We start from the raw sequence: 21,105 nt of genomic DNA on the forward strand, positions 1-21,105 counted from the left end.
GGTATTGTACCGAGGAACGGTCGTTTTAGCTTTTTCTGCCTTTTTTTAATTATTTTGAGTCAACTGTCACAAAAAGAGCCTAAGCGGTGTAATACAGGCGGTGTAATACAGATAGAAACAAAAGTTGAATCGCTCTATATGATAGTCGTACGGGTCTTAGTAGATTAGAAACTCACGCAAACTCTCACTCACGATGTAAAGGGAACTATAGCTTGGTCGCCAGTTTATTTTTCGTGAATATAGGAATTTGGATATTTGTGTCGAATGATTGTTTTAGATTCAATTTAAAGTTCTTCAGTGAAGAGATTTAAAGGGTTTAAACATGATTTCATAGTCCGGAGAAAGCTGAGGAGGGTCATATGTATTTTGGGAAAAAGATAGGGATCATTGCTGTGGTGATATCCCTTATTACAGGAATGTTTTATTTTAAACCGATGGGAACGGCCTATGCTGCCGCTCCAACAGCTACGATTGTTGTAGCCGACACCTTGCTAGCGATTGGTGAGACGTCTGTGGTGACGTTTACGTTCTCGGAAGCCGTATCAGGTTTTAGCTTGGCAGATCTGACGTTGTCGAATGGTATACTTAGCAATCTAATGACCTCTGATAGTATAACGTATACAGCGACATTGACACCTGCTTCGGGTACGACTGCTGCATCGAACGTCATTACTCTGGATAACACAGGTGTGATAAGTATTGGAGGCGCTGCAGGCACAGGTACAACGACATCGAATAATTACGCAGTGGATACAGTCCGGCCCACGGCAACCATTGCAGTGTACGATACGGCACTTACTGCGGGGGAAACTTCACAAGTGACGGTTACATTCTCTGAAGCTGTGACAGGTCTTACCGTTGGAGACTTGACCGTTTCGAATGGTACACTGACAGGTCTCAGCTCATCCGACGGAGGTATTATGTGGACCGCAACATTCACGCCGACAGCGAATATTAGAGAAGCGAACAATATCATCACACTCAACAATACAGGCATCAGTGATATTTCAGGGAATGCAGGTATAGGTACGACGATCTCGAACAATTATGCGATAGATACTGTTCCATCAACGGTACCAACAGCTACGATTGTTGTAGCCGACACCTTGCTAGCGATTGGTGAGACGTCTGTGGTGACGTTTACGTTCTCGGAAGCCGTATCAGGTTTTAGCTTGGCAGATCTGACGTTGTCGAATGGTATACTTAGCAATCTAATGACCTCTGATAGTATAACGTATACAGCGACATTGACACCTGCTTCGGGTACGACTGCTGCATCGAACGTCATTACTCTGGATAACACAGGTGTGATAAGTATTGGAGGCGCTGCAGGCACAGGTACAACGACATCGAATAATTACACAGTGGATACAGTCCGGCCCACGGCAACCATTGCAGTGTACGATACGGCACTTACTGCGGGGGAAACTTCACAAGTGACGGTTACATTCTCTGAAGCTGTGACAGGTCTTACCGTTGGAGACTTGACCGTTTCGAATGGTACACTGACAGGTCTCAGCTCATCCGACGGAGGTATTATGTGGACCGCAACATTCACGCCGACAGCGAATATTAGAGAAGCGAACAATATCATCACACTCGACAATACAGGCATCAGTGATATTTCAGGGAATGCAGGTATAGGTACAACCGATTCCAATCCATATTCTGTGTTCACAGTACAATCAGTACCAGCAACCACTCCGTCAAGCAGTCCGCCATATGGACCAATGGTTCCTGTAGACAATACCGTTACTTCTACAACGGGTAAAATTACGGTTCCGACAGGCAAATCAGGAATGGTTAGCTTGGGCAGGGAGATTCAAATTTGGATTCCAGCTGGAGCATCATCACAAGAACTGACGTTATCCATTGATAAAGTATTGAACATCGAAACGCTACTAAAGAATAATGAGATTCTAGTCAGTCCGGTATTCGAGCTTCACAAAAACTTCCCCGAGAACTTTCTCAAGCCGATAAAAATAACATTTTATTTCCAGTCAGCAGGCCTTGAGAGTCATCATAAGGCAGCCATATCTTATTATGATGAAATCAACAAAACCTGGTTGAAAGTAGATGGGGGGCTTATTAACGGCGATCAAATTACAGTTGAGATTAATCACTTTACAAAATTTGCAGTTCTGGCAGTGGGTCAGACCAACGGTGAGTTCATTCGCAATAATCCTGTTGAACTGCCATCGGTACAGAGCTACAGTGACACAATTGGTCATTGGGCTGAGGAAGGAATCAAGCAAGCTTCAAGGGAAGGTATCATCACCGGGTATCCGGATGGAACATTTAGGCCTGGGAACAACGTGACACGTGCTGAATTCTCCGTCATGCTGATGAGTGCACTGAAATCAAAGGAAGTAGGAGCCGAACTGCTGTTTACTGATACAACAGAGATCGGAGCATGGGCTAAAAAGGCGACCTCACAAGCCGTACAATCTGGTATTATTAGTGGTTATCAGGACGGCACCTTCCGTCCGAATGCATATCTAACACGTGCGGAGATGGTTAAGATGGTTGCAAATGCGCTCTATGTATCTACAGAAACACATGATACAACACCTTTTGCAGATGCGAAGATCATTCCCGAATGGGCAAAAACTTCAGTGGCGCTCCTGAAAGAACGTGGTCTTGTAAAAGGCATGGGTGCAAATCAATTCAAACCGAATGCGCAGACAACCAGAGCAGAAGCAGTCTTTCTACTGGTCAATATGCTGGAGCAGAACAATCGGATCAATAACTAGCCGAGACGCATCATGATAGAGTTGGAACTTTTTAAGACGAAGGCACCCCAGGGGTGCCTTTGTTTAGTCTTACCCAGAATATAGGACTAGGTTATTACGTCTAATTATCTTTAGTATGAAGTATGTTAAGGCATACTGTCCTACCCCTCTATTATTCTCGCAAATTTTTACATCAATTTAATATAATCTTCCACTTTTGCGATTCGGGATATGGTAAAATATTTCAGGATCTGAAATAGGAGAGGGGTTTGTTCACGGATGACTTGGAAAAACGTTCTGGGGAAAAGTACCATTCGAGTAGCTGCAACTGCATTATTACTTACACAGCTGTTTGGGGCTGTGGGTTCGGTCTCAGCTGCAGGCAAGGATGTAGAAGTTCATTTGATTGGGATCAATGACTTTCACGGCCAGCTGGATACAACATCAATGGTTAGTGATAAAAAAGCAGGATCGGCTCCAATTCTCGCAACCTACCTGAAAGAAGCTCAAGCCAAATACGAGCATTCCCTGCTATTCCACAATGGGGACTCGGTTGGTGCATCTGCTCCAGTCTCATCCCTTGATCGCGATGAGCCTACGATGGAATGGATGAATATGATGGGCTTTGATGTGGGTTCTCTGGGGAACCATGAATTTGACCAAGGGATTGCGGCGTTAAAAGCACAAATATTCGGCGGTCTTGATCCAAAAGAGGGAAAAGTAACCCATGCTGGGGCTAAATTTGACTATGTGAATGCAAACGTCATTGATTCGTCTACTGGCAAACCCCTGATTAAACCGTATGTAATTAAAGAAGTAGGCGGCGTTAAAATCGGATTCATCGGATTAGTGACGAAAGCGACACCAAATAAAGTATCTCCAGCAGGTACGGCAGGTGTGCGTTTCTTGAGTGCTGAAGAAGAGGTTGAAGCCGTTAATAAATATGCAAAAGAATTGCAAGACCAAGGTGTAGAAACGATTATCGTGCTGGCGCATGATCCTGCATCCACCAAAGAAGGCGTAACGACTGGGGAAGCAGCTGATCTGGCCAAAGCTCTGCCGGCTGACTCTCCTGTTGATGTTATTGTTGCGGGGGATAACCATGCTCTGGCGAATGGTGAAGTGAATGGAAAACTAATCGTTCAAGCCTATTCTTATGGTACGGCATTTGAAGATATCAAGCTGATGATTGATCCTGCTACCGGGGATGTAACTGAAAAATCGGCTACGGTGACAACGACATTCCAAGAGGGTGTAAAAGAAGACCCGGAAACTCTTGCAATCATTAAAAAATCATTGGACAAGCACCCGGAATTGACCAAACCTGTAGGTACCACAGACGGTTCTATTTTACGTACAGATGCTTACAATAACGAAGCTCCTCTAGGCAACTTAATTGCAGATGCGATGCGTCAAGCGGACTTTGGAGATAAAGCTGGCAAAGCCGACTTTGCATTTATGAATCCAGGTGGTATCCGTGCAGACTTGCCAAAAGGAGATGTAACCTTCGCTGATCTTGCGAAAATTCAACCATTCGGCAATACGCTAGTGAAACTGGAGCTGACAGGTGAACAGGTGAAAACATTGTTGCAACAACAATGGGGAACGAATGCGGACGGTACACCTAATACGAAAACACTGCAAATCTCTGGTCTGAAGTATACCGCAGATTTCAATAAACCTGTTGCAGAGCGTGTTACAAGTCTGAGCCTGGAAGATGGCACACCGATTGATCCGCAGAAAACCTATACGGCTGTTGTGAACAACTTCATGGCTGCAGGTGGAGATAACTATAAAGTTCTGCTCGATGCAAAATCATCCTTGGCTGGCCCGATCGATCTGGATGTATTCTATCAGTACATCACAGATACAGCTAAAGGCGGTAGCATTGTTGCTAAAAATGAAGGTCGTATTACAAACGTAGCCGCAGCTACCGAAACACCAGAAGTACCAGAGGCACCTGTATCCAATGAATCGATTACTCGTGCTGAATTCGTAACTACGCTAGTAGATATGTTGAAGCTGAACGAAGTAACGACAGCTCCAAAGTTCAAAGATGTAGCAGCCGATGCAGCTTACGCTGATGCCATTGCTGAAGCCACACATGCTGGATTCATTCAAGGCTATGGTGGTAACTTCAATCCGGATCGTGATATCACCCGTGAAGAAGCGGCTACCATTCTTGCTAAGTTGTTGAAAGATCAAGTTACAGATAAAAATGCAGCTACAGTCATTGCAGGTTTTGAGGATGGTCAAACCGTATCCAAATATGCGATTGATTCTATGGCCAAACTGATTAACAAAGGTGTTCTGGGTACAGAAGATAGCAAGTTGCTGCAACCGAAGCAAGGACTTTCTACGAATGATGCAAAAGCTTTAATCGAAAAAGCAGTTGCAGCTAAAGCCTCATAATCGAGAACAGAATCATATCGTCGTGTAAAACAGGAGAATACATTTTTCTGTAGTGGATATAAGCACCCTTCTATATGTAAACCTCTCGTTAATTGTGTCATGAAAGGTTTATTTAGAAGAGTGCTTTTTCCTATATAAAATGTTTTTTTTATTTATTTTGATGCTGTTGTCACAAAATGATCTGCTCTGGTGTAGTAAGAGTGTAGGCAGGAGGAGGTAAGACTTTTGGATAAAGACTACGTAGCATCCAAATCAAACTCAGAAGAAATTGAAATGTTAGTTGAACGAACTAAACATGGGGATAAGGAAGCTTTTGCTTCAATTATAAAAACCTTTGAAAAACCAATGTATATCTATTGTTACCATATACTCAAAAACAAGGAAGAGGCCGAGGATGCAGCACAAGAGATATTTATTAGAGTGTATGAACAGATACATAGGTATCGGCCGAATATGTCATTTTCGGCATGGCTGTACAAAATTGCCTACAATTACAGTCTGAATCAAATTCGCAGCAAAAAAAGATGGTTCCAATTCATAGATCGTTATAAATATGACCAATCTGAGGCATCGACTGAAGAAGTAGAGAGCCAAACCACACTAAAGGAATTTCTAAATTTACTGACTACCGAAGAGAGAAATATATTGGTTCTGCGGGCCATTCAACATTATCACTTTAATGAGATCGGTGAAATCATGAATATGAAGCCGGCAACCGTTCGCAAAAAATATGAACGCCTTCGCAGAAAGCTACAATCAAAGGATGTTCTTGAAGGAGGAAAAGTGAATGCGTCAATTACCAGATCGATCTAAACGATTAAGTATTCACGAAGTGGAACAAATGATTCGGGATACAGAGACGCCTGAGCACAGCATGAGTGATCAGGTTGTAAGAAGGCTTAACTCCAAAAGTGTACGATCACAACGGCCATTCTTCACAAGAAGAGTGGGAGTCATCACAGCAGCATTGGTTGCTTTTTGTGTGTCGCTAACTCCTGTCGTGGCCCAAACTATAGAACGGCTATCCTTGCAAGGATATGTCAATCCATTTATCAAAGAAATGGAGGAAAATCCAAAAGAAAAGGCAGATACACTGTTTGCAACAAGTTTAAGTTTGGATGGGGATAAGATTAAGAATTTTCATTCGGGAATGATTAGCTTTGATGACATTAAGGATCAGGAGTTTAAGAGCCAGTTGCAAAGGGTTTGGGATGAGATTTTCCCTCAAGGAGGAAAAATTAATGATGTAGTTATGTATCAATATATGCCTGACCAATATAAGATCGAGGCGATGAACGAAAATAGATCTATCACATTCCTCCAGGGTAACTGGACGTATGCCTCACAACCTATTCGAGAGAACCAGGTTCCAGATGCCACAAAAGATGCTGCAGATCAAGTGTTCAATAAACTGGGTGATTTTAAACAGACTAAGCGGTCAGTGAGTCGAATGATCCTAAGACCCGATCAAAACCCGGTGTATAAGTTCGTGTATAAGACAAACAAGGGAACTGTCCTCGTTGATGTACAAAAAAATACGAACCAGATCACAAGACTAGTAGCCTTCCCGTTGTCGGATCAACTTGATAAATTGGATGATAAAAATAAATATAATGAATTAGTCGAGCAAACCAGATCAATTGAACTGGATAAAGTTCGTGAGGAAACTGTGAAACAAGCTAAAGCATGGATGAATTTGGACTTAGCTGATTATAGCGTATCCAAAAAAGAATACCGGTTTGATACATTAGAATTCACCAAATCGGGTTCTCCAGACGTGACTGCGGTGTACACCTCTAAAGGGAAGATCTACTATATTGAGATTGAGCTATAGGGGATTGCAGGAATTAGGCTGGATTAGATCATAAGCTGCGAGCTGAATTAAGCTGAATTGCCTGACAAACTGAACGGGGTACTGCTCGGTTTAAGGCGGAGAGAGGAGGTGACAAATTCTGTTTTTTGTAAGACTCAGTAAGATTCAGTAAGACTCACATCAACATGATGGAAACATTTTAATAAAAATGCGAGTAAGCAAAATAAAAAAACAAAACAAAGGAGTTTTATAACCATGAACAAAAAAATAATGATCCCCATCGTCGGAGCAGCCTTGCTATCAGGAAGTCTGCTTGGATATAATACAACGACTCAAGCAAATTCATCTAACAACGTTAATTCAAGTGTGGAACAAGGTGCCAAATCAGAGCAAACACTTATGCAAAAGGCTCAGGCTAAGGTTAAAGAATTAACAGGAAATACGTATACGTTAATTCAAGGAACGACTACGAAAGATTCGATCCATTTTAATAGAGAAAATTTCAATGATATCATTGCGTATAAAGCGAATGGAGAGCTCGAACATATCAGCATTAAGATCAATTATGAAGATCTAAAAGGTGGAAAATATCAAACCAAACTGAAGGAAACATGGGATGCTCTGTTTCCAGGGGAAGAGCCAAAGTTCGTGAATATTTCAGAGTCCGCCTTCTATACGGGAACATTCTCATCGAATGCAATGCAAAACAAGCAAATTTTCATGAAAGAGAATGTCCATGTTTATGGTGTAGATTATGCTCCTGACGATGCCCCGACAAGTGTGCAGAAAAAGGCTGACGAGGTATTCTCCAAGTTTACCGATGGAAAGGTCAAGCAGGGCGCCAAGTTGGATCGTGTGTATGTTAGCGAAGGCCAACCGAATGTGTATCAATATAAGTATAAATCCAAAGCAGTGGATGTAACCTTTGCTATTGAAGAACAAACAATGGAAGTGCTCCAAGCATACGTGCATCATTCTGACGGTACAAGTGTAAACAATTATGAGGAATTTCAGGCAAGAGAAAAAGAAAAAAGCGCGACAATTAAGAAGTTGACGTTGGACACATTGATGAAAAACGCAATGAGAGACGCCAAATATATGCTGAATCTGGATTTGAAAGGATATAAGGGAGAAAGAGGAACAAACCCATGGGATGAGGATTCTATGACGTTCACGAAAGAAGGTGCTCCTTCCGTCACTGCGAGCTTCAATAAAGATGGATCGTTTAGAAGCTTTGTCGTTGATAAGTATGGTCAGGATATGAATTTCTACGGCAATACCATCGTAGGTCCTGCCAATGAAGAACTCAAATTGTTAATTGATTAATAGGTATTCAAAAATAGCTTAGAGTTGAACTTATATTTAGAAAATCATAAGTATTGCAAAAGAAAGGAATCTATAACTATGAACAAGAAGAGAATTCTCCCTATTATCGGGGTAACTTTATTATCAGGAAGTTTGCTAGGATGCCAGACACCCGTTCAGGCAGATGCATCAAATCCGGTAAATATCAAAGCTTCACAGGATGTTAAGCCTGATCAGAAGCTTATGCAGCAGGCCCAGAATAAACTGAAAGAGCTGACGGGAAATACGTATACGTTAACTCAAGGGACAGGTATGAAAGGTTTTGTGAATTTTCAAAGAGAGGGCTTCAAGAAAGATAGTATTTCTTATAAAGAAGCGAATGGAAAGCTCGATTCTCTCAATATTAATATCAATTATGAAGATCTAAATGGTGGAAAATATCAAACCAAACTGAAGGAAACGTGGAAAGCGTTGTTCCCGGGGGAAGAACCAAAGCATGTGGATATATCAGAGTCTATTTACCGCGTGGGTACAATCTCATCGAATGCCAAACAAAATAAACAAGTGTTTATGGAGGATAACGGTAAGGTCTTTGGCGTAAATTATGCTCCTGACAAAGCCCCGGCAAGCGTGCAGAAGAAGGCTACTCAGGTCATATCCAATCTTACCAACGGAAAGATCAAGAAGGGGGAGAAGTTAGATCGTGTGTTTGTGGTCGATGGCAAACCAAACGTGTACAAATACAAGTATACATCGAAAACGATGACTGTAACCTTTGCAATTGAGGATGAAACGCTGGAACTGCTCCACACGGGTGCATTTGATAGTAGCGGTAAGAGCGTAGCTAGTTACGATGAATTCCAAAAGAAAGAAAAATCTAAAGATGAAAAGATCAAGAAACTGACATTGGATACGCTAACCAAGAATGCAACAAGAGATGCGAAAAAGATGCTAAATCTCGATCTGAAAGGGTATAAGGGAACAAGAGGCACAAATGCGTGGGATAATAACATACTGACGTTCACCAAAAAAGGTGCTCCTACAGTTACTGCCACAGTAGATTCAAACGGTTCATTTACTGAGTTTACCGTTGAGAAGTATGGTCTGCAACTCAGCTATGGCGGACTCGTGATCGTAGGGGCGCCAAATGAGGACCCAAAAATATTAATCAACTAATTCTCGATGAGTAAATAGAATATCCTAACAAGAAGCGGCTCTCCTAGTTCAGTCTATGGGGAGTCGCCTCTTTTTATATCATAGTCAATCACATTAATCCTTTGAATATTTAATTGTCGGGTATCAGTATCTTTTGCAGAAGCATCTCGTCCCTAATGGGGATACCTTGATCTGAAACGAGAGGGATGCTTGGTTTCACAGCTCTTGCTTTGGCTACTGCATCGGGATACACACGGATGATCTGGTACCCCCTTTTTTGATAAAAAAGAAGAGCGTGGAGGTTATCATTTGTGGTGATCACCTGAATGTTTCTCTGATTTGCTTGTCGTGCAGTGTCCTCTACTCTTCTCAAGAGAGCTGAACCGATTCCCTTATTTTCGTCCAGACTGTCCAACGAGATCACTTCGCATCCTGATTCATGCATAACGTATGTAATATACCCTCTAATTTCTCCATGTTCATTCAGTACTGCGTAACCTTCCAGCTTATCAACGGAATAGACGCCAGTTGAGATGACCATCTCCGGACTTCCCCAGTGCTCACTCCAAAAATCATTTCGTTGTGCAATCGGAATGAGCCGGCTCTCAATGATTTTCATATGCAACTCTCCTTTGATTCTAATGAAACTTGCTTCCTAATATAGATCACCATTTGTCGAAAAAGAATAGACTTGTTTACTAAAGGGCTAGTTCTTTAATATTATTTTTTTCCATTAGATTACTAAATTGTTCGTTTACTACCTACCTTTTCGGTGGTATACTCTCCTATATTCAAGAAGATATTAACGCTAATTTGCAACAAGTTTTTCAACAAAATATGTCGAATTGGGGCTCATTTCGGATGATTATAGCAAAAGCAAAGGAAGAAACAATCATCCTCATTCCTTCGCTGGAACCAGATGGTAGACTTTTATCCTATGTACGTCAGTTGCGAGAATACGGTTTTACGAAGTTGGTCATTGTAGATGATGGTTCTGGAGAAACATACCATCATTTTTTTGAAGAATTAGAAGATACTGGATGTATATTGTTGCGACACGCCGTGAATCAGGGAAAAGGTGAGGCGCTAAAGACAGGATTTCGTTACATAGCACAGCATTATGGAAAGGATCATTACGTCGTTACTGCGGATTCTGATGGTCAACATGCCGCTGAAGATGTGTATCGTATTGCACAGGAAGCCAAACGTCGTCCAAGTGAATTATTGCTCGGTGTGAGGGATTTCAGTGAGGGCGGTATTCCGCCGAAGTCTTTGTTTGGCAATCGCATGACATCATTTATTTTTGCCATGTTATATGGAAAGAAATTGTCCGATACTCAGACAGGACTGCGAGCCTTCAGCACAGAGTTATTGTCGTTTATGCTGGCCGTTCGCGGCAAGCGTTTTGAATACGAGCTACAGATGTTGATCTCCTGTATCCAATCGGGTATTGGCATACACACGGTACCTATTCAAGTCATCTATGAAAATGGCAATGCAGGCACGCATTTCAAAGCTTTTCAGGATAGTGCCCGAGTTATGGGAGTACTATTCTCGAATTTCTTTCGTTTTATCTCATCATCGGTTGCAAGCTCTGTAGTTGATTTGGGCATTGCCTGGTTTTTGATTGATTTTCTGCGCCCTATGATGGGGGATCAACATTATTTGAGAATTTTGCTCGCTACTGTGATTGCCCGAGTCATCTCTATCGTCGTTAATTATGCACTGAACAGAAATTTTGTGTTTCAAAAGGAAGACAGCCGGGGCAGCCTGTGGCGTTATTTAACGCTATGCGGTCTGATTATTTTACTGTCGAGTACAGGTGTCTATATATTCCATACCCTATTCATGGTGAACGAGAAGGCGGCGAAGTTTGTATGTGATGTCTTGTTGTTCTTGCTCAGCTTTCAGTTGCAGCGCAGATGGGTATTTGCAGCAAGGAGGAAGCGGTCGTAGTGCAAAACGAGAAAAGGCAAAATATATTTTTTATCATCACCATGATCCTCATGACGATCTATCTGATCTGGCGTACGTTCTTTACGCTGCCATGGGGAGAAGGTGTGTTGAATGTCATTTTTGGCATGCTGCTGATCATAGCTGAGACGGTCACTGTACTGACGACCTTTGAGTTATTCTTTCAAAAGATGCAGAAAAAACGGGCACAGCTTGATTTACCTGTAATCCCGGATGAATATTATCCGCATGTCGATGTGTTTATTGCTACACATAATGAACCGGTTGACCTTTTATATAAAACGGTGAATGCTTGTACGTTTATGGATTACCCGGACAAATCGAAGGTGCATATCTATCTATGTGATGATGGCGCAAGACCTGAAGTGGAGGAACTGGCTAATCAGTTCGGGATCGGGTATCTGGGATTCCCCGGTAACAAGGATGCCAAATCGGGTAACCTGAACAATGCACTTAGCAAGACGAATTCTCCACTAATCGCCACCTTTGATGCAGATATGATTCCGCAGCATACATTTCTAATGAAAACCGTTCCTTACTTCCTTCTCTCTACCTTTATTGAAGAAAATGGACAATGGCGGCTTCGCCGTGAGGATGAGATCGACCCAAGCTTCAAGCTGGGGCTGGTACAGACCCCGCAAAGCTTCTACAACCCGGATCTATTCCAGTTCAATCTCTATGCGGAGCAAGGTATTCCGAATGAACAGGACTTCTTTTCCCGCGAGGTGAACATTCTACGCAATGCGTCCAATGCAGTCGCGTATACGGGGAGTAACACAGTAATTTCCCGGCAAGGTATGGTGGATATCGGCGGATTCCCGCTGAACACCATCACGGAGGATTTTGAGACGAGCATCCGCTTGCAGCAGGAAGGGTATATCACGTATGCCACGCAGGAGGTTCAGGCTGCAGGGCAGACGACAACTACAATTCCGAGCATGATCAAACAGCGGATTCGCTGGGCAAGGGGGATTATCCAGAGTTTACAAAATACACGTGCACCGTTCTCCAGAAAATTACCCTTCTGGACCAGGGTGACCTATGTGAGCAGTTTTTTGTATTGGTGGTCTTTTTTCAACAGACTTATCTTTATCATGTCACCGATTTTGTTTGCTTTGTTTGACTTTCAGATCGTAAATACAACCTTCTGGCAGATTCTGATCTTCTGGTTGCCTTCGTATTTCTTCTACAGCCTGTCCATGAGGTATCTGTCCAGTAATATACGGAATCAGCGCTGGAGTCAGGTCATTGATACGATCTTCATGCCATATCTGATCTGGCCCGTCGTTCTGGAAACGGTGGGAATTCGTGAGCGTAAGTTCAAAGTGACTAACAAAAGTCGTTCTACGGGACGTGAGTGGATTGCTTCAATGAAATATGCGCTGCCTCATATTTTCCTACTCATCCTATCGATCGCCGCAATTATAAGGTACGTGAATGGCAAGTATGGTATCGCTCTGTTCTTCAGCAGCATTATCATCTTCTGGCTGGTTTACAATATGATTGCCTTGTTCTATGCCCTCTTCTTCATGATTGGGCGCCGGGCATACCGGGAGAATGAACGAATTCGTGCGCAGGAAGATGTCATCATCCGTTATCCGGACAACACCCTGAGTTACGAGGCCAAAACCGTGGATCTTTCGGAGAATGGCATTGCGTTTTACGTTCCGGTTCCGATTTATTTGCCAGAGCAGAAGACCATCTCTTTAGTGGTGAAATCGAGTCGATATGAAGCGAAACTTGATGCTGTTATCGTTTATGTCAAAGCAGATGGCGAAGGCTGGCGTTATTCAGCGACAGTTCAGCCGCTTAGTGAGACGGACAATCGTCAGTATATGCAGCTCATCTATGACCGGAAGCACTCGCTGCCAGAGCAGATGAATCTATGGGATACCGCGTACGATGACATGCTGCGTAATGTGAAAAAACGGATTGTTCAGCCCAAATCAGATCAGCGAAAGATGCCTAGGCTATCCCTTCATCTTCCCGTGACGTTCACGAATCATGCCAGCTGTACGCTGCTCAGCTTCAATTATCGTTTTTTCTCCGCGACTGATCTGCAAGGTAACATTGCAGAGGGGGCAGAGGTCACCTTTTATACCGAAAGCCATATTGAAGTGGTCTTGAAGCATACGGGAAAAACAACAGCGAACAGACGTGAAGTGCTTCTCTCCGTAGAGAATATCGATGAGATCTTAGGGCGTGGTTTGATCGATCAATTACTGAGTGATTTGGTCCATCCACAAGCTAAGCTGTTCACCAAAGAAGGTTAGGAGAGATCGACATGCTGTTTTTGCTTCAACTTGTGATGGGCATTTTACTCATCCTATCGATGGCTGGTTATATGCAGTTTGTTCGTAGAGTTCTGGCCATCCGGTGGGAGTTCATTCCGATATTTGTGTTCTCGGCAATCGCCTGTATCATCTATTTTGCTGGACTCGCAGGGCAACTCTTTATCGGCAGCATGGTTGTGCTAGTTGCAGGCTTACTGCTATTAAGAGGAAGAGTGGTACAAGCCCTGTACCAGAGCAAACGTGGTCCATGGTTCTTTCCATTCTCGCTATTTCAATGGAGCTTTCTGGGTGGAGTTTTCGTATTTCTGCTGATTCTGTTCCAGACGGAGCTAACACACTACGATAATTTCTCACATTGGGCCATTGTCGTCAAAGAAATGCTTAGTACCAATGCATTCCCAACACCGAATTCCGATCTGATTGAGTTTAAAAATTATCCACTCGGCACATCGTCGTTCATCTATTATATCTGCCGTTTTATGGGACATGCCCAATCGACAATGCTGCTGGCGCAGGGACTGCTGATCTTTTCCTGCTTTTATGCCATGTTCGGCATCGTGTCTGAGAAAAAGCGGTTCCTGCTGTATGCGTTTCTTGGGTTTGGCTTATCCACCTTGTCGTTCTTCAACTTGACGATTCGCATCACTAACCTGCTGGTAGACTTCCTGCTTCCAATCTACGCGTTAGCGATGGTGGCAGCGATATATCAGTATCGACACGACCTTAAACGAGCGTGTATCATTATTCTCCCGCTGGCTGGTCTGCTAACGATAATCAAAAGCACGGGCATTATATTTGCAGCCATCGGGCTAATCTTTCTCGTATACAACTGGCTTACGAATAAACAACGTGCCAGCTGGAAGATCGGACTCGCTGTGGTCGGTACGATTACAGGCGCACTGCTTCCCTATTTTAGCTGGAGCTGGCGTATGGCAACGGTATTTCACGGTGTCGACAACAAGTTCGAGGGAGCTGCGGCGGCACTGAAGGCGGGTAAAACTGCAGAGCAGAAGTGGCAGATCCTGGAGCTGTTCCTGAAATCAAGCATAGATATTACAACTAGACCAGTGCTAGGAATTGTGATTTTCCAGATAGCCGCTATTGCAGCTTCCATTGTCGCTTATGTGGTGCTGAAGAAGAAGTGGAACCTCTGGAAAGTGCTAATTGCACTTAATGTAGTTGTCCTACTGTACTATGTTGGTATTCTGGCTCTCTATCTGTACTCCATGCCGGTGGATGAGGCGATAAAGCTGGCAGGGTTTGAGCGTTATGCATCGAGTATCGTTGTGCTGTTTGCTGGTGGATTGGTGCTCTGTGCAGCCGTTGACATTGAACGTACGTTCCATTATCGCATTGGAGAAGTTCCTGATTACCAGGCTTTCAAAACGGTGCAGACCAAAAGGCACTATCAACAGGGGATCATCGCCTGTGTAGCGCTCGCAGTGACAATCCTATTATCCGAGTATAATGGCATGATGTCTATAACTAGCAGTTACAACAAGACGCTTCCCTACGAAGTCTATTCCGTTACAGGCGATCGGTGGTATACGGGTGGTCAGGAGGACACGAATAAGTATCTGTTCTATGGGTCTGACCGAGATCAACAGGTCACAAGCTATTATATGCAATATATAGGCAGGTATTTTCTGTATGCTCCCCATGTAGATGCCATCGTGCTGTTTTATGAAGATAATATGGACAATCTGCTCAGTAACTATGATTATCTTGTGGTGATCGAGACAGATTCCAATGCTGAGTGGCTATTGAAAAAACACTACGGTATTGATGTGCAAAAAGGGATCTACAAAATTACCCATTCCGGGGATCGGATTGTACTTACTTTGACATGATCTCTCAATCGACAAAAGATTGTTTCTATGATAGGCTTAAAGCATCCCATGGGCATTCTACTCTTCCGAGTAGAGTGCCTTACTGTATATTATGGGGAACTAACATTAAATGTATCTGAATGCGATGCAATGTGGAGGTGGTGATGCTATGTTTCTCTCTTTAGCCCCCGCAGGGGAAAGTTGGATGGTCAGGATATACAAAAAATCATTGAATGCAGAGGAGCGAACATAGCATGACTACTCAATTACAAGCGGAAACCCGCATTAGATTAAATACTTCCAAACTTCGTAACTTACGCCAATCTGGCCGCCTGCCAGGTATTGTTTTTGGCAAAAACACGGAGAATGAGATGATTCATATACCGAAGATTCCATTTCAAAAATGGCTGAAACAAGGAACTTCTGGCTTTATTGAACTGCAGTTTGAAGGGAAGCCTTCACTTACCGTGTTGCTAGAGGATCTGCAACGTGATCCGGTGACACATGATTTGATTCACGTCGATTTTCAACAGGTACAGAGCGGCGAAGTGCTGCGCACTAAAATTCCTGTCAAGTTCAACGGAACACCTGTAGGTACTAAAACCGGTGGTGTTGTTCAAGTTCAGTTAGCTGCTATTGAAGTGGAGGCTCTACCTCGTCATTTGCCAACTGTGGTAGAGTTTGATATCAGTGACATGGAGATTGGAGAAACCTTGCATGTCGAGGATGCCAAGTTTGCACCGGAAGTAACGGTTATTTCCGAAGGTAATGAGTCACTTATGTCCGTTATCAAACCTTAAGTATTTTCACCAATATTTAACAAGCTGCATGGACTATATGTCCATGCAGCCTATTTGGGTAGGGTGTAGAAATAAATATTCCTCATCCATAGAAGGTGAGGCGGGAAATGAGATACAATACTATATATGAAATTCCCGAACAAAGGTGATGAATGTATGAAGGAACTGCACAGTCCTGTCAATCGAAAGACCTATAACATATCTATGTGCTTAATGATTATTTTAATGGCAGCTGGATTAGTTGTCTCTACCGCAGAGCTTCAAACGGTCACTATGGGTTATCTAATCCATTTATTATGTGTTGTAATTATATCGGCCTGTTTACTAGTTTATCCCCGCTATGAAACGTTTGTGTTTCGACTCAGCATCATCTTGCTCGGCTTTGTTTATTTCTACACGCTTGCTTTGATCTATCCTCAGACGTGGACTACTTACATTATGATCTGTCTACTTCCTGCACTCGCCATTCTGTTCTATGATTTCAAATTATTTTATATCTCAATCAGTCTGAATGTGATTCTACTGGTCATCGTGACGACCTACATGCATAAGCAAGAGACGGAGTACACCTATATACATGCAGATATGACAGGTAATCTAATTAATATTATTGCTAGTCAGCTACTGTTGTTCCTTATTTTTTATCTGACCTTTGATCGTATACGCAAGCAGGAATTATATATGGAACAGGTGCAGCAATCCGAACGTCTCAAAATGGTATCACACCTAACGGCAGCCGTTGCTCATGAAATTCGTAATCCAGTCACGGTGGTACGGGGGTTTCTACAGTTGTATCAAGAAAATTCTAACTTTAACACTTCCGATAGATCGAAGTTTGCGCTAATGATTGATGAGCTGAACACGGTGGAACAGGTAACCTCTCAGTTTTTATCCATGGCCAAGCCAAGTAGAGAGATGGTAGTTGAAAAAGTAGATGTTAACGAAGTGCTTGAAGGAGTTGCTAGTCTGCTCGGCTCTTACGCGATGCTATCCAATAAACATATAGATATCCAGGTTAGAGAAGGATGCATCATTCTTATCAATCCCGTTGAATTCAAGCAAGTCATCATTAATCTGATCAAAAACGCTCTTGAAGCCTCAGATACAGGAGAGACGGTTCATGTAACGGCTAGGGTTGTGAGAGATACGGTTGAAATCAAAATTGTCGATCAAGGCTGCGGAATGGCGGAAGAGGAAATAAAAGCTCTGGGTACACCGTTTTATTCGCTCAAAACGAATGGTACGGGACTGGGCCTGATGATCTGTTTCAATATTGTGGAGAAGGTTGGCGGAACGATTAAATATCAGAGTAAGAAGGGAGAGGGAACAACGGTAATCCTTGCGTTTCCGGTTGCAGATCGCAACTAAGGGGACGGCGTGTGGGAGATTCCCTTCTCACTGGCAACGATTGAAGCCATGTTTAGGTTGAGCGACGGAGAATTGGTATAAGGTCGTGGAGTTCGGAGGAAAGGTCGATGTATTTGGCAACAAGGGGAAGATTGTTACAGCTAACCTTCTTTTAATTGAGATCGTTGAAGAGCATGACAGAGGAATAGAAGCAGAACGAGAATATATCAGGATACGAAAAATAATCTAGAGGAAGGCTGCCGAGAGGCAGCCTATTTCTGTTCTTCTGTGCTTGCGGTGAAAATTACTCACTCGATCTCCATCTCCTTCACGGTTTCTCCCTCTACCAGTTCAGGCGTATAGTAGGTTTGATTGGGAAGGTCTTTCTTCCCCTGCAGCTTACGAATGACCCAATCGGCAGCATCACGCCCCATCTGCTCTTGGGGATGAGTGAGTGTAGTGAGTTTGATGTTTGCATTTTTGGCGATGTATGAATTATCCTGACCAATTATCGACAGCTCATTCGGGATCGAAATACCAAGCTGGCGGCAAGCATGCACGACCTCCAATCCAACCTCGTCGTTGTAACAGACGATTGCGGTGAGCGCATCCCGATTTTCCTGAAGGTAAGCTGTCACGTTTGAGGACAGATCGGCTTTTGATGCGGTGTCAAACGAGAGCACATGCTCGGGATGAAACCTCAGTTTTGCCTCCCCCAGTGCCTTGATGTATCCCTTCATTCGGTACTTTCCTTGCAGGTCATCCATTTTGGCAATAATGCCTATCTGGGTATGGCCCTTGGAGATTAATTCCTTAGTGGCGAGATAACTGGACTGCACGTCATCCAGACAGAAGAAAGGCACCTCTAACTCTTCATAAAATGCATTGATCATCACAAACGGTACGTCCTGTTCCTTAAACGACAGGTAGTATGCAATATTCGGGTTATACAAGTTGCTTTTAGTTGGCTCCACAATCAAACCATCCACACCATACGACAGCATCATTTCAAGTGCTTTTTTCTCTTGGGCCACATCGTTGTTCGTACTGGCAAGCAGTAGGGAGTAGTTGTCCTCATTCAGACGACTTTCGATACCGCGAATAATGGAAGGGAAAATATAGTCCGAGATATAGGTGGTAATGACGCCGATTGTTTTCTTGGAGCTACTGCCACCCGCTCGCAAGCGATATTGCTGGCTGACATAGGTCCCCGACCCTTTTTCGCTGCGTAAAAATCCTTCGTTAGATAACTCCAAAATAGCCTTGCGTACCGTCTGACGGCTTACGTTGTAGCTGTCCTGCAATGCAGATTCCGTTGGAATCTGCTCGCCAATGCTGTACGCCCCCGACAGAATATGGCTCTTTATATCATCAATAATTACTTGGTATTTAGGTTTCATATGGTCCACTTCTTTCGTTGTAACATCAATATAGTATCATTATCGCTCAAGTTGTACGTACATATTCTAGCATGGTTTGCTTCACTTGCAAGTAAAACCGTACAATTTTTGGAGTTATGCGTACAAGTTAGATCGATTTTATCAAATTGAACCTTACAATTTTAGTAGACAATTGGATGAAAGTACGTTGTTGGAGTGAGATTTTTAGCAAATAAAGCTCTTTGTGAGTATAACTTTGATATCTCATTGACAAATGTACGTACAAAAAATATACTAAGGCTGTCAGAATAGGAAAGCGCATTCTTAGAATGCTGAAATAGATTATAGCCATTAACGGAAGTGGAACTGTACATGATTGAGTGTGCACCGGAATCGATGCCATTCCTCGGACGAAGATGGCAATGAGAGAGGGGAAATGCGGAAGTGACAAGTCATGTGGGTGTGAAAGAAGCCATTGCCAAGGGCACAACTTCACTTGGGATTGAGCTTGGATCAACGCGCATTAAAGCAGTTCTGATTGATGAGCATTTTGAGACGATTGCCTCCGGTAGTTATGAGTGGGAGAACCTGCTGAAAGATGGCTATTGGACGTACAATCAGGAGGATATTATCACGGGTTTGCAGACGGCGTACCGAGAATTGAAGCAGGATGTGCAGCAGACGTACGGTGTTGGGCTGACGACGGTTGGTTCAATCGGTTTCTCGGCGATGATGCATGGATATATCGCGCTGGATCAGACAGGAGAGATGCTCGTACCGTTCCGTACTTGGCGTAACTCAACGACAGGTGCGGCTGCACGTGAGCTGACCGAGCTGTTGCAATTCAATATCCCTGAGCGCTGGAGCATTGCCCACCTGTATCAAGCGATTCTGAACGGAGAACAACATGTACCTCAGATTGATTACCTGACCACGCTCGCTGGTTACATCCATTGGCTGCTAACGGGCAATAAGGCGATCGGGATCGGCGATGCATCGGGCATGTTCCCGATTGACGAGGCCACGCATAATTACCATCCGGCGATGATTGAGCAGTTTAATGAGCACATTGCTAGTAAAGGTTACCCTTGGAAGGTCGAAGATTTGCTACCGAAGGTTTATCTCGCAGGAGAACAGGCAGGGGCATTGACGGAAGCCGGGGCGAAGCTGCTTGATCCATCAGGAGAGCTGGCATCGGGCATTCCGCTGTGTGCACCGGAAGGTGATGCAGGAACCGGTATGGTCGCCACAAACAGTGTTCGTAAACGGACAGGTAATATTTCGGTGGGTACGTCGGTGTTTGCCATGATCGTATTGGAGAAGGAATTGTCTCGAGTATATCCCGAGATTGATATGGTGACGACACCAGATGGCAGTCCAGTCGGCATGGTGCATGCCAACAACTGCTCCAGTGATCTGAATGCATGGATCGGATTATTCCGCGAGTTCGCTCAAGCGATGGGCATGGAGGCTGATTCGGGCAAGCTGTTCAGTGTGTTGTTTAACAAGGCGCTTGAGGCTGACCCGGATGGTGGCGGATTGCTCAGCTACGGATATTACTCCGGAGAAAATATTACAGGGTTAGAACATGGACGTCCGTTGTTCGTCCGTTCACCGGAAAGCAAGTTTACCTTGGCGAATTTCATGCGTACGCATCTGTTCAGTGCCTTCGGCGCGCTCAAAATCGGTATGGACATTCTGACCGAGAAGGAGCAAGTTGCGATCGACAGCATCTTGGCACATGGAGGTCTGTTTAAGACACCAGTAGTGGGTCAGCGAATTGTGGCCGCGGCCATGAATGTTCCAGTATCCGTGATGTCTACCGCTGGTGAAGGCGGAGCATGGGGAATGGCTTTGCTGGCTTCATACCTGATCAATCAGGGTGAGCAAGAAACGCTGGACGTTTTCCTGGAGCAGAAGGTGTTCAAGGATGTTGAAGGAATGGAAGTGGCACCGGAAGCCGCGGATGTGAAAGGGTTTGAAGCTTTTATCGAACGCTACCGGAACGGACTTGCCATTGAGCACGCTGCTGTAGAGCATCTGGTTGAGAACGGAGGGAACTAAA

Annotated in this window: 14 protein-coding genes; 12 read left to right on the top strand and 2 right to left on the bottom strand. The window is 43.7% G+C overall.

Annotation, left to right across the window (positions count from 1 at the left end; genetic code table 11):
- Positions 1-359: 359 nt before the first annotated feature.
- The 6 genes from PQG66_RS13595 to PQG66_RS13620 all read left to right on the top strand — a co-directional run bounded on the left by PQG66_RS13595 (position 360) and on the right by PQG66_RS13620 (position 9,438).
- Positions 360-2,753 (top strand): Ig-like domain-containing protein, encoded by a 2,394-nt coding sequence (locus PQG66_RS13595; protein ID WP_272038258.1) that lies wholly within the window; start codon positions 360-362, stop codon positions 2,751-2,753.
- 258 nt (positions 2,754-3,011) lie between these two features.
- Positions 3,012-5,144, top strand: a complete 2,133-nt coding sequence (locus PQG66_RS13600; RefSeq protein WP_272038259.1) for a bifunctional metallophosphatase/5'-nucleotidase — start codon at positions 3,012-3,014, stop codon at positions 5,142-5,144.
- 225 nt (positions 5,145-5,369) lie between these two features.
- Positions 5,370-5,957 carry an RNA polymerase sigma factor gene (locus PQG66_RS13605; protein WP_272038260.1) on the top strand — a complete coding sequence of 196 codons (588 nt, stop codon included), beginning with the start codon at positions 5,370-5,372 and terminating at the stop codon, positions 5,955-5,957.
- Positions 5,932-6,978 carry a hypothetical protein gene (locus PQG66_RS13610; RefSeq protein WP_272038261.1) on the top strand — a complete coding sequence of 349 codons (1,047 nt, stop codon included), beginning with the start codon at positions 5,932-5,934 and terminating at the stop codon, positions 6,976-6,978. Before PQG66_RS13605 ends, PQG66_RS13610 begins: the two co-directional genes overlap by 26 nt.
- Positions 6,979-7,212: 234 nt before the next feature.
- Positions 7,213-8,283 carry a hypothetical protein gene (locus PQG66_RS13615; protein ID WP_272038262.1) on the top strand — a complete coding sequence of 357 codons (1,071 nt, stop codon included), beginning with the start codon at positions 7,213-7,215 and terminating at the stop codon, positions 8,281-8,283.
- A gap of 78 nt (positions 8,284-8,361) precedes the next feature.
- Positions 8,362-9,438, top strand: a complete 1,077-nt coding sequence (locus PQG66_RS13620; protein WP_272038263.1) for a hypothetical protein — start codon at positions 8,362-8,364, stop codon at positions 9,436-9,438.
- A gap of 109 nt (positions 9,439-9,547) precedes the next feature.
- Here the strand turns inward: PQG66_RS13620 and PQG66_RS13625 are convergent, their stop codons facing one another.
- On the bottom strand, positions 9,548-10,036 hold the full coding sequence (locus PQG66_RS13625) for a GNAT family N-acetyltransferase (RefSeq protein WP_272038264.1): 489 nt from the start codon (positions 10,034-10,036) through the stop codon (positions 9,548-9,550).
- A gap of 242 nt (positions 10,037-10,278) precedes the next feature.
- On the opposite strand from PQG66_RS13625, the gene PQG66_RS13630 reads away from it, so the two are divergent.
- The 5 genes from PQG66_RS13630 to PQG66_RS13650 all read left to right on the top strand — a co-directional run bounded on the left by PQG66_RS13630 (position 10,279) and on the right by PQG66_RS13650 (position 17,682).
- Positions 10,279-11,373, top strand: coding sequence for a bifunctional glycosyltransferase family 2/GtrA family protein (locus tag PQG66_RS13630; protein WP_272038265.1), 1,095 nt, complete (start codon positions 10,279-10,281; stop codon positions 11,371-11,373).
- Positions 11,373-13,664 (top strand): glycosyltransferase family 2 protein, encoded by a 2,292-nt coding sequence (locus PQG66_RS13635; protein WP_272038266.1) that lies wholly within the window; start codon positions 11,373-11,375, stop codon positions 13,662-13,664. The genes PQG66_RS13630 and PQG66_RS13635 overlap by 1 nt, the downstream gene beginning before the upstream one ends.
- A gap of 11 nt (positions 13,665-13,675) precedes the next feature.
- Entirely contained in the window at positions 13,676-15,535 is a 1,860-nt protein-coding gene (locus PQG66_RS13640) for a hypothetical protein (protein ID WP_272038267.1), read from the top strand.
- Positions 15,536-15,768: 233 nt separating this feature from the next.
- On the top strand, positions 15,769-16,314 hold the full coding sequence (locus tag PQG66_RS13645; RefSeq protein ID WP_272038268.1) for a 50S ribosomal protein L25: 546 nt from the start codon (positions 15,769-15,771) through the stop codon (positions 16,312-16,314).
- A gap of 156 nt (positions 16,315-16,470) precedes the next feature.
- The gene (locus PQG66_RS13650) at positions 16,471-17,682 is read left to right on the top strand and encodes a sensor histidine kinase (protein WP_272038269.1); all 1,212 of its coding nucleotides are present in this window, start codon (positions 16,471-16,473) and stop codon (positions 17,680-17,682) included.
- A 287-nt stretch (positions 17,683-17,969) separates the two neighbouring features.
- On the opposite strand, the gene PQG66_RS13655 is transcribed toward PQG66_RS13650, so the two are convergent.
- A complete protein-coding gene (locus PQG66_RS13655) occupies positions 17,970-19,061 on the bottom strand; it encodes a GntR family transcriptional regulator (protein ID WP_272038270.1) in 1,092 nt (363 codons plus the stop codon).
- Positions 19,062-19,484: 423 nt separating this feature from the next.
- On the opposite strand from PQG66_RS13655, the gene PQG66_RS13660 reads away from it, so the two are divergent.
- Positions 19,485-21,104: a xylulokinase gene (locus PQG66_RS13660; RefSeq protein WP_272038271.1), complete on the top strand. Its 1,620-nt coding sequence runs from the start codon at positions 19,485-19,487 to the stop codon at positions 21,102-21,104.
- Position 21,105 lies beyond the last annotated feature (1 nt).

It is taken from the genome of Paenibacillus sp. JJ-100 (assembly GCF_948329825.1).
Classification (GTDB): Bacteria; Bacillota; Bacilli; order Paenibacillales; family Paenibacillaceae; genus Paenibacillus.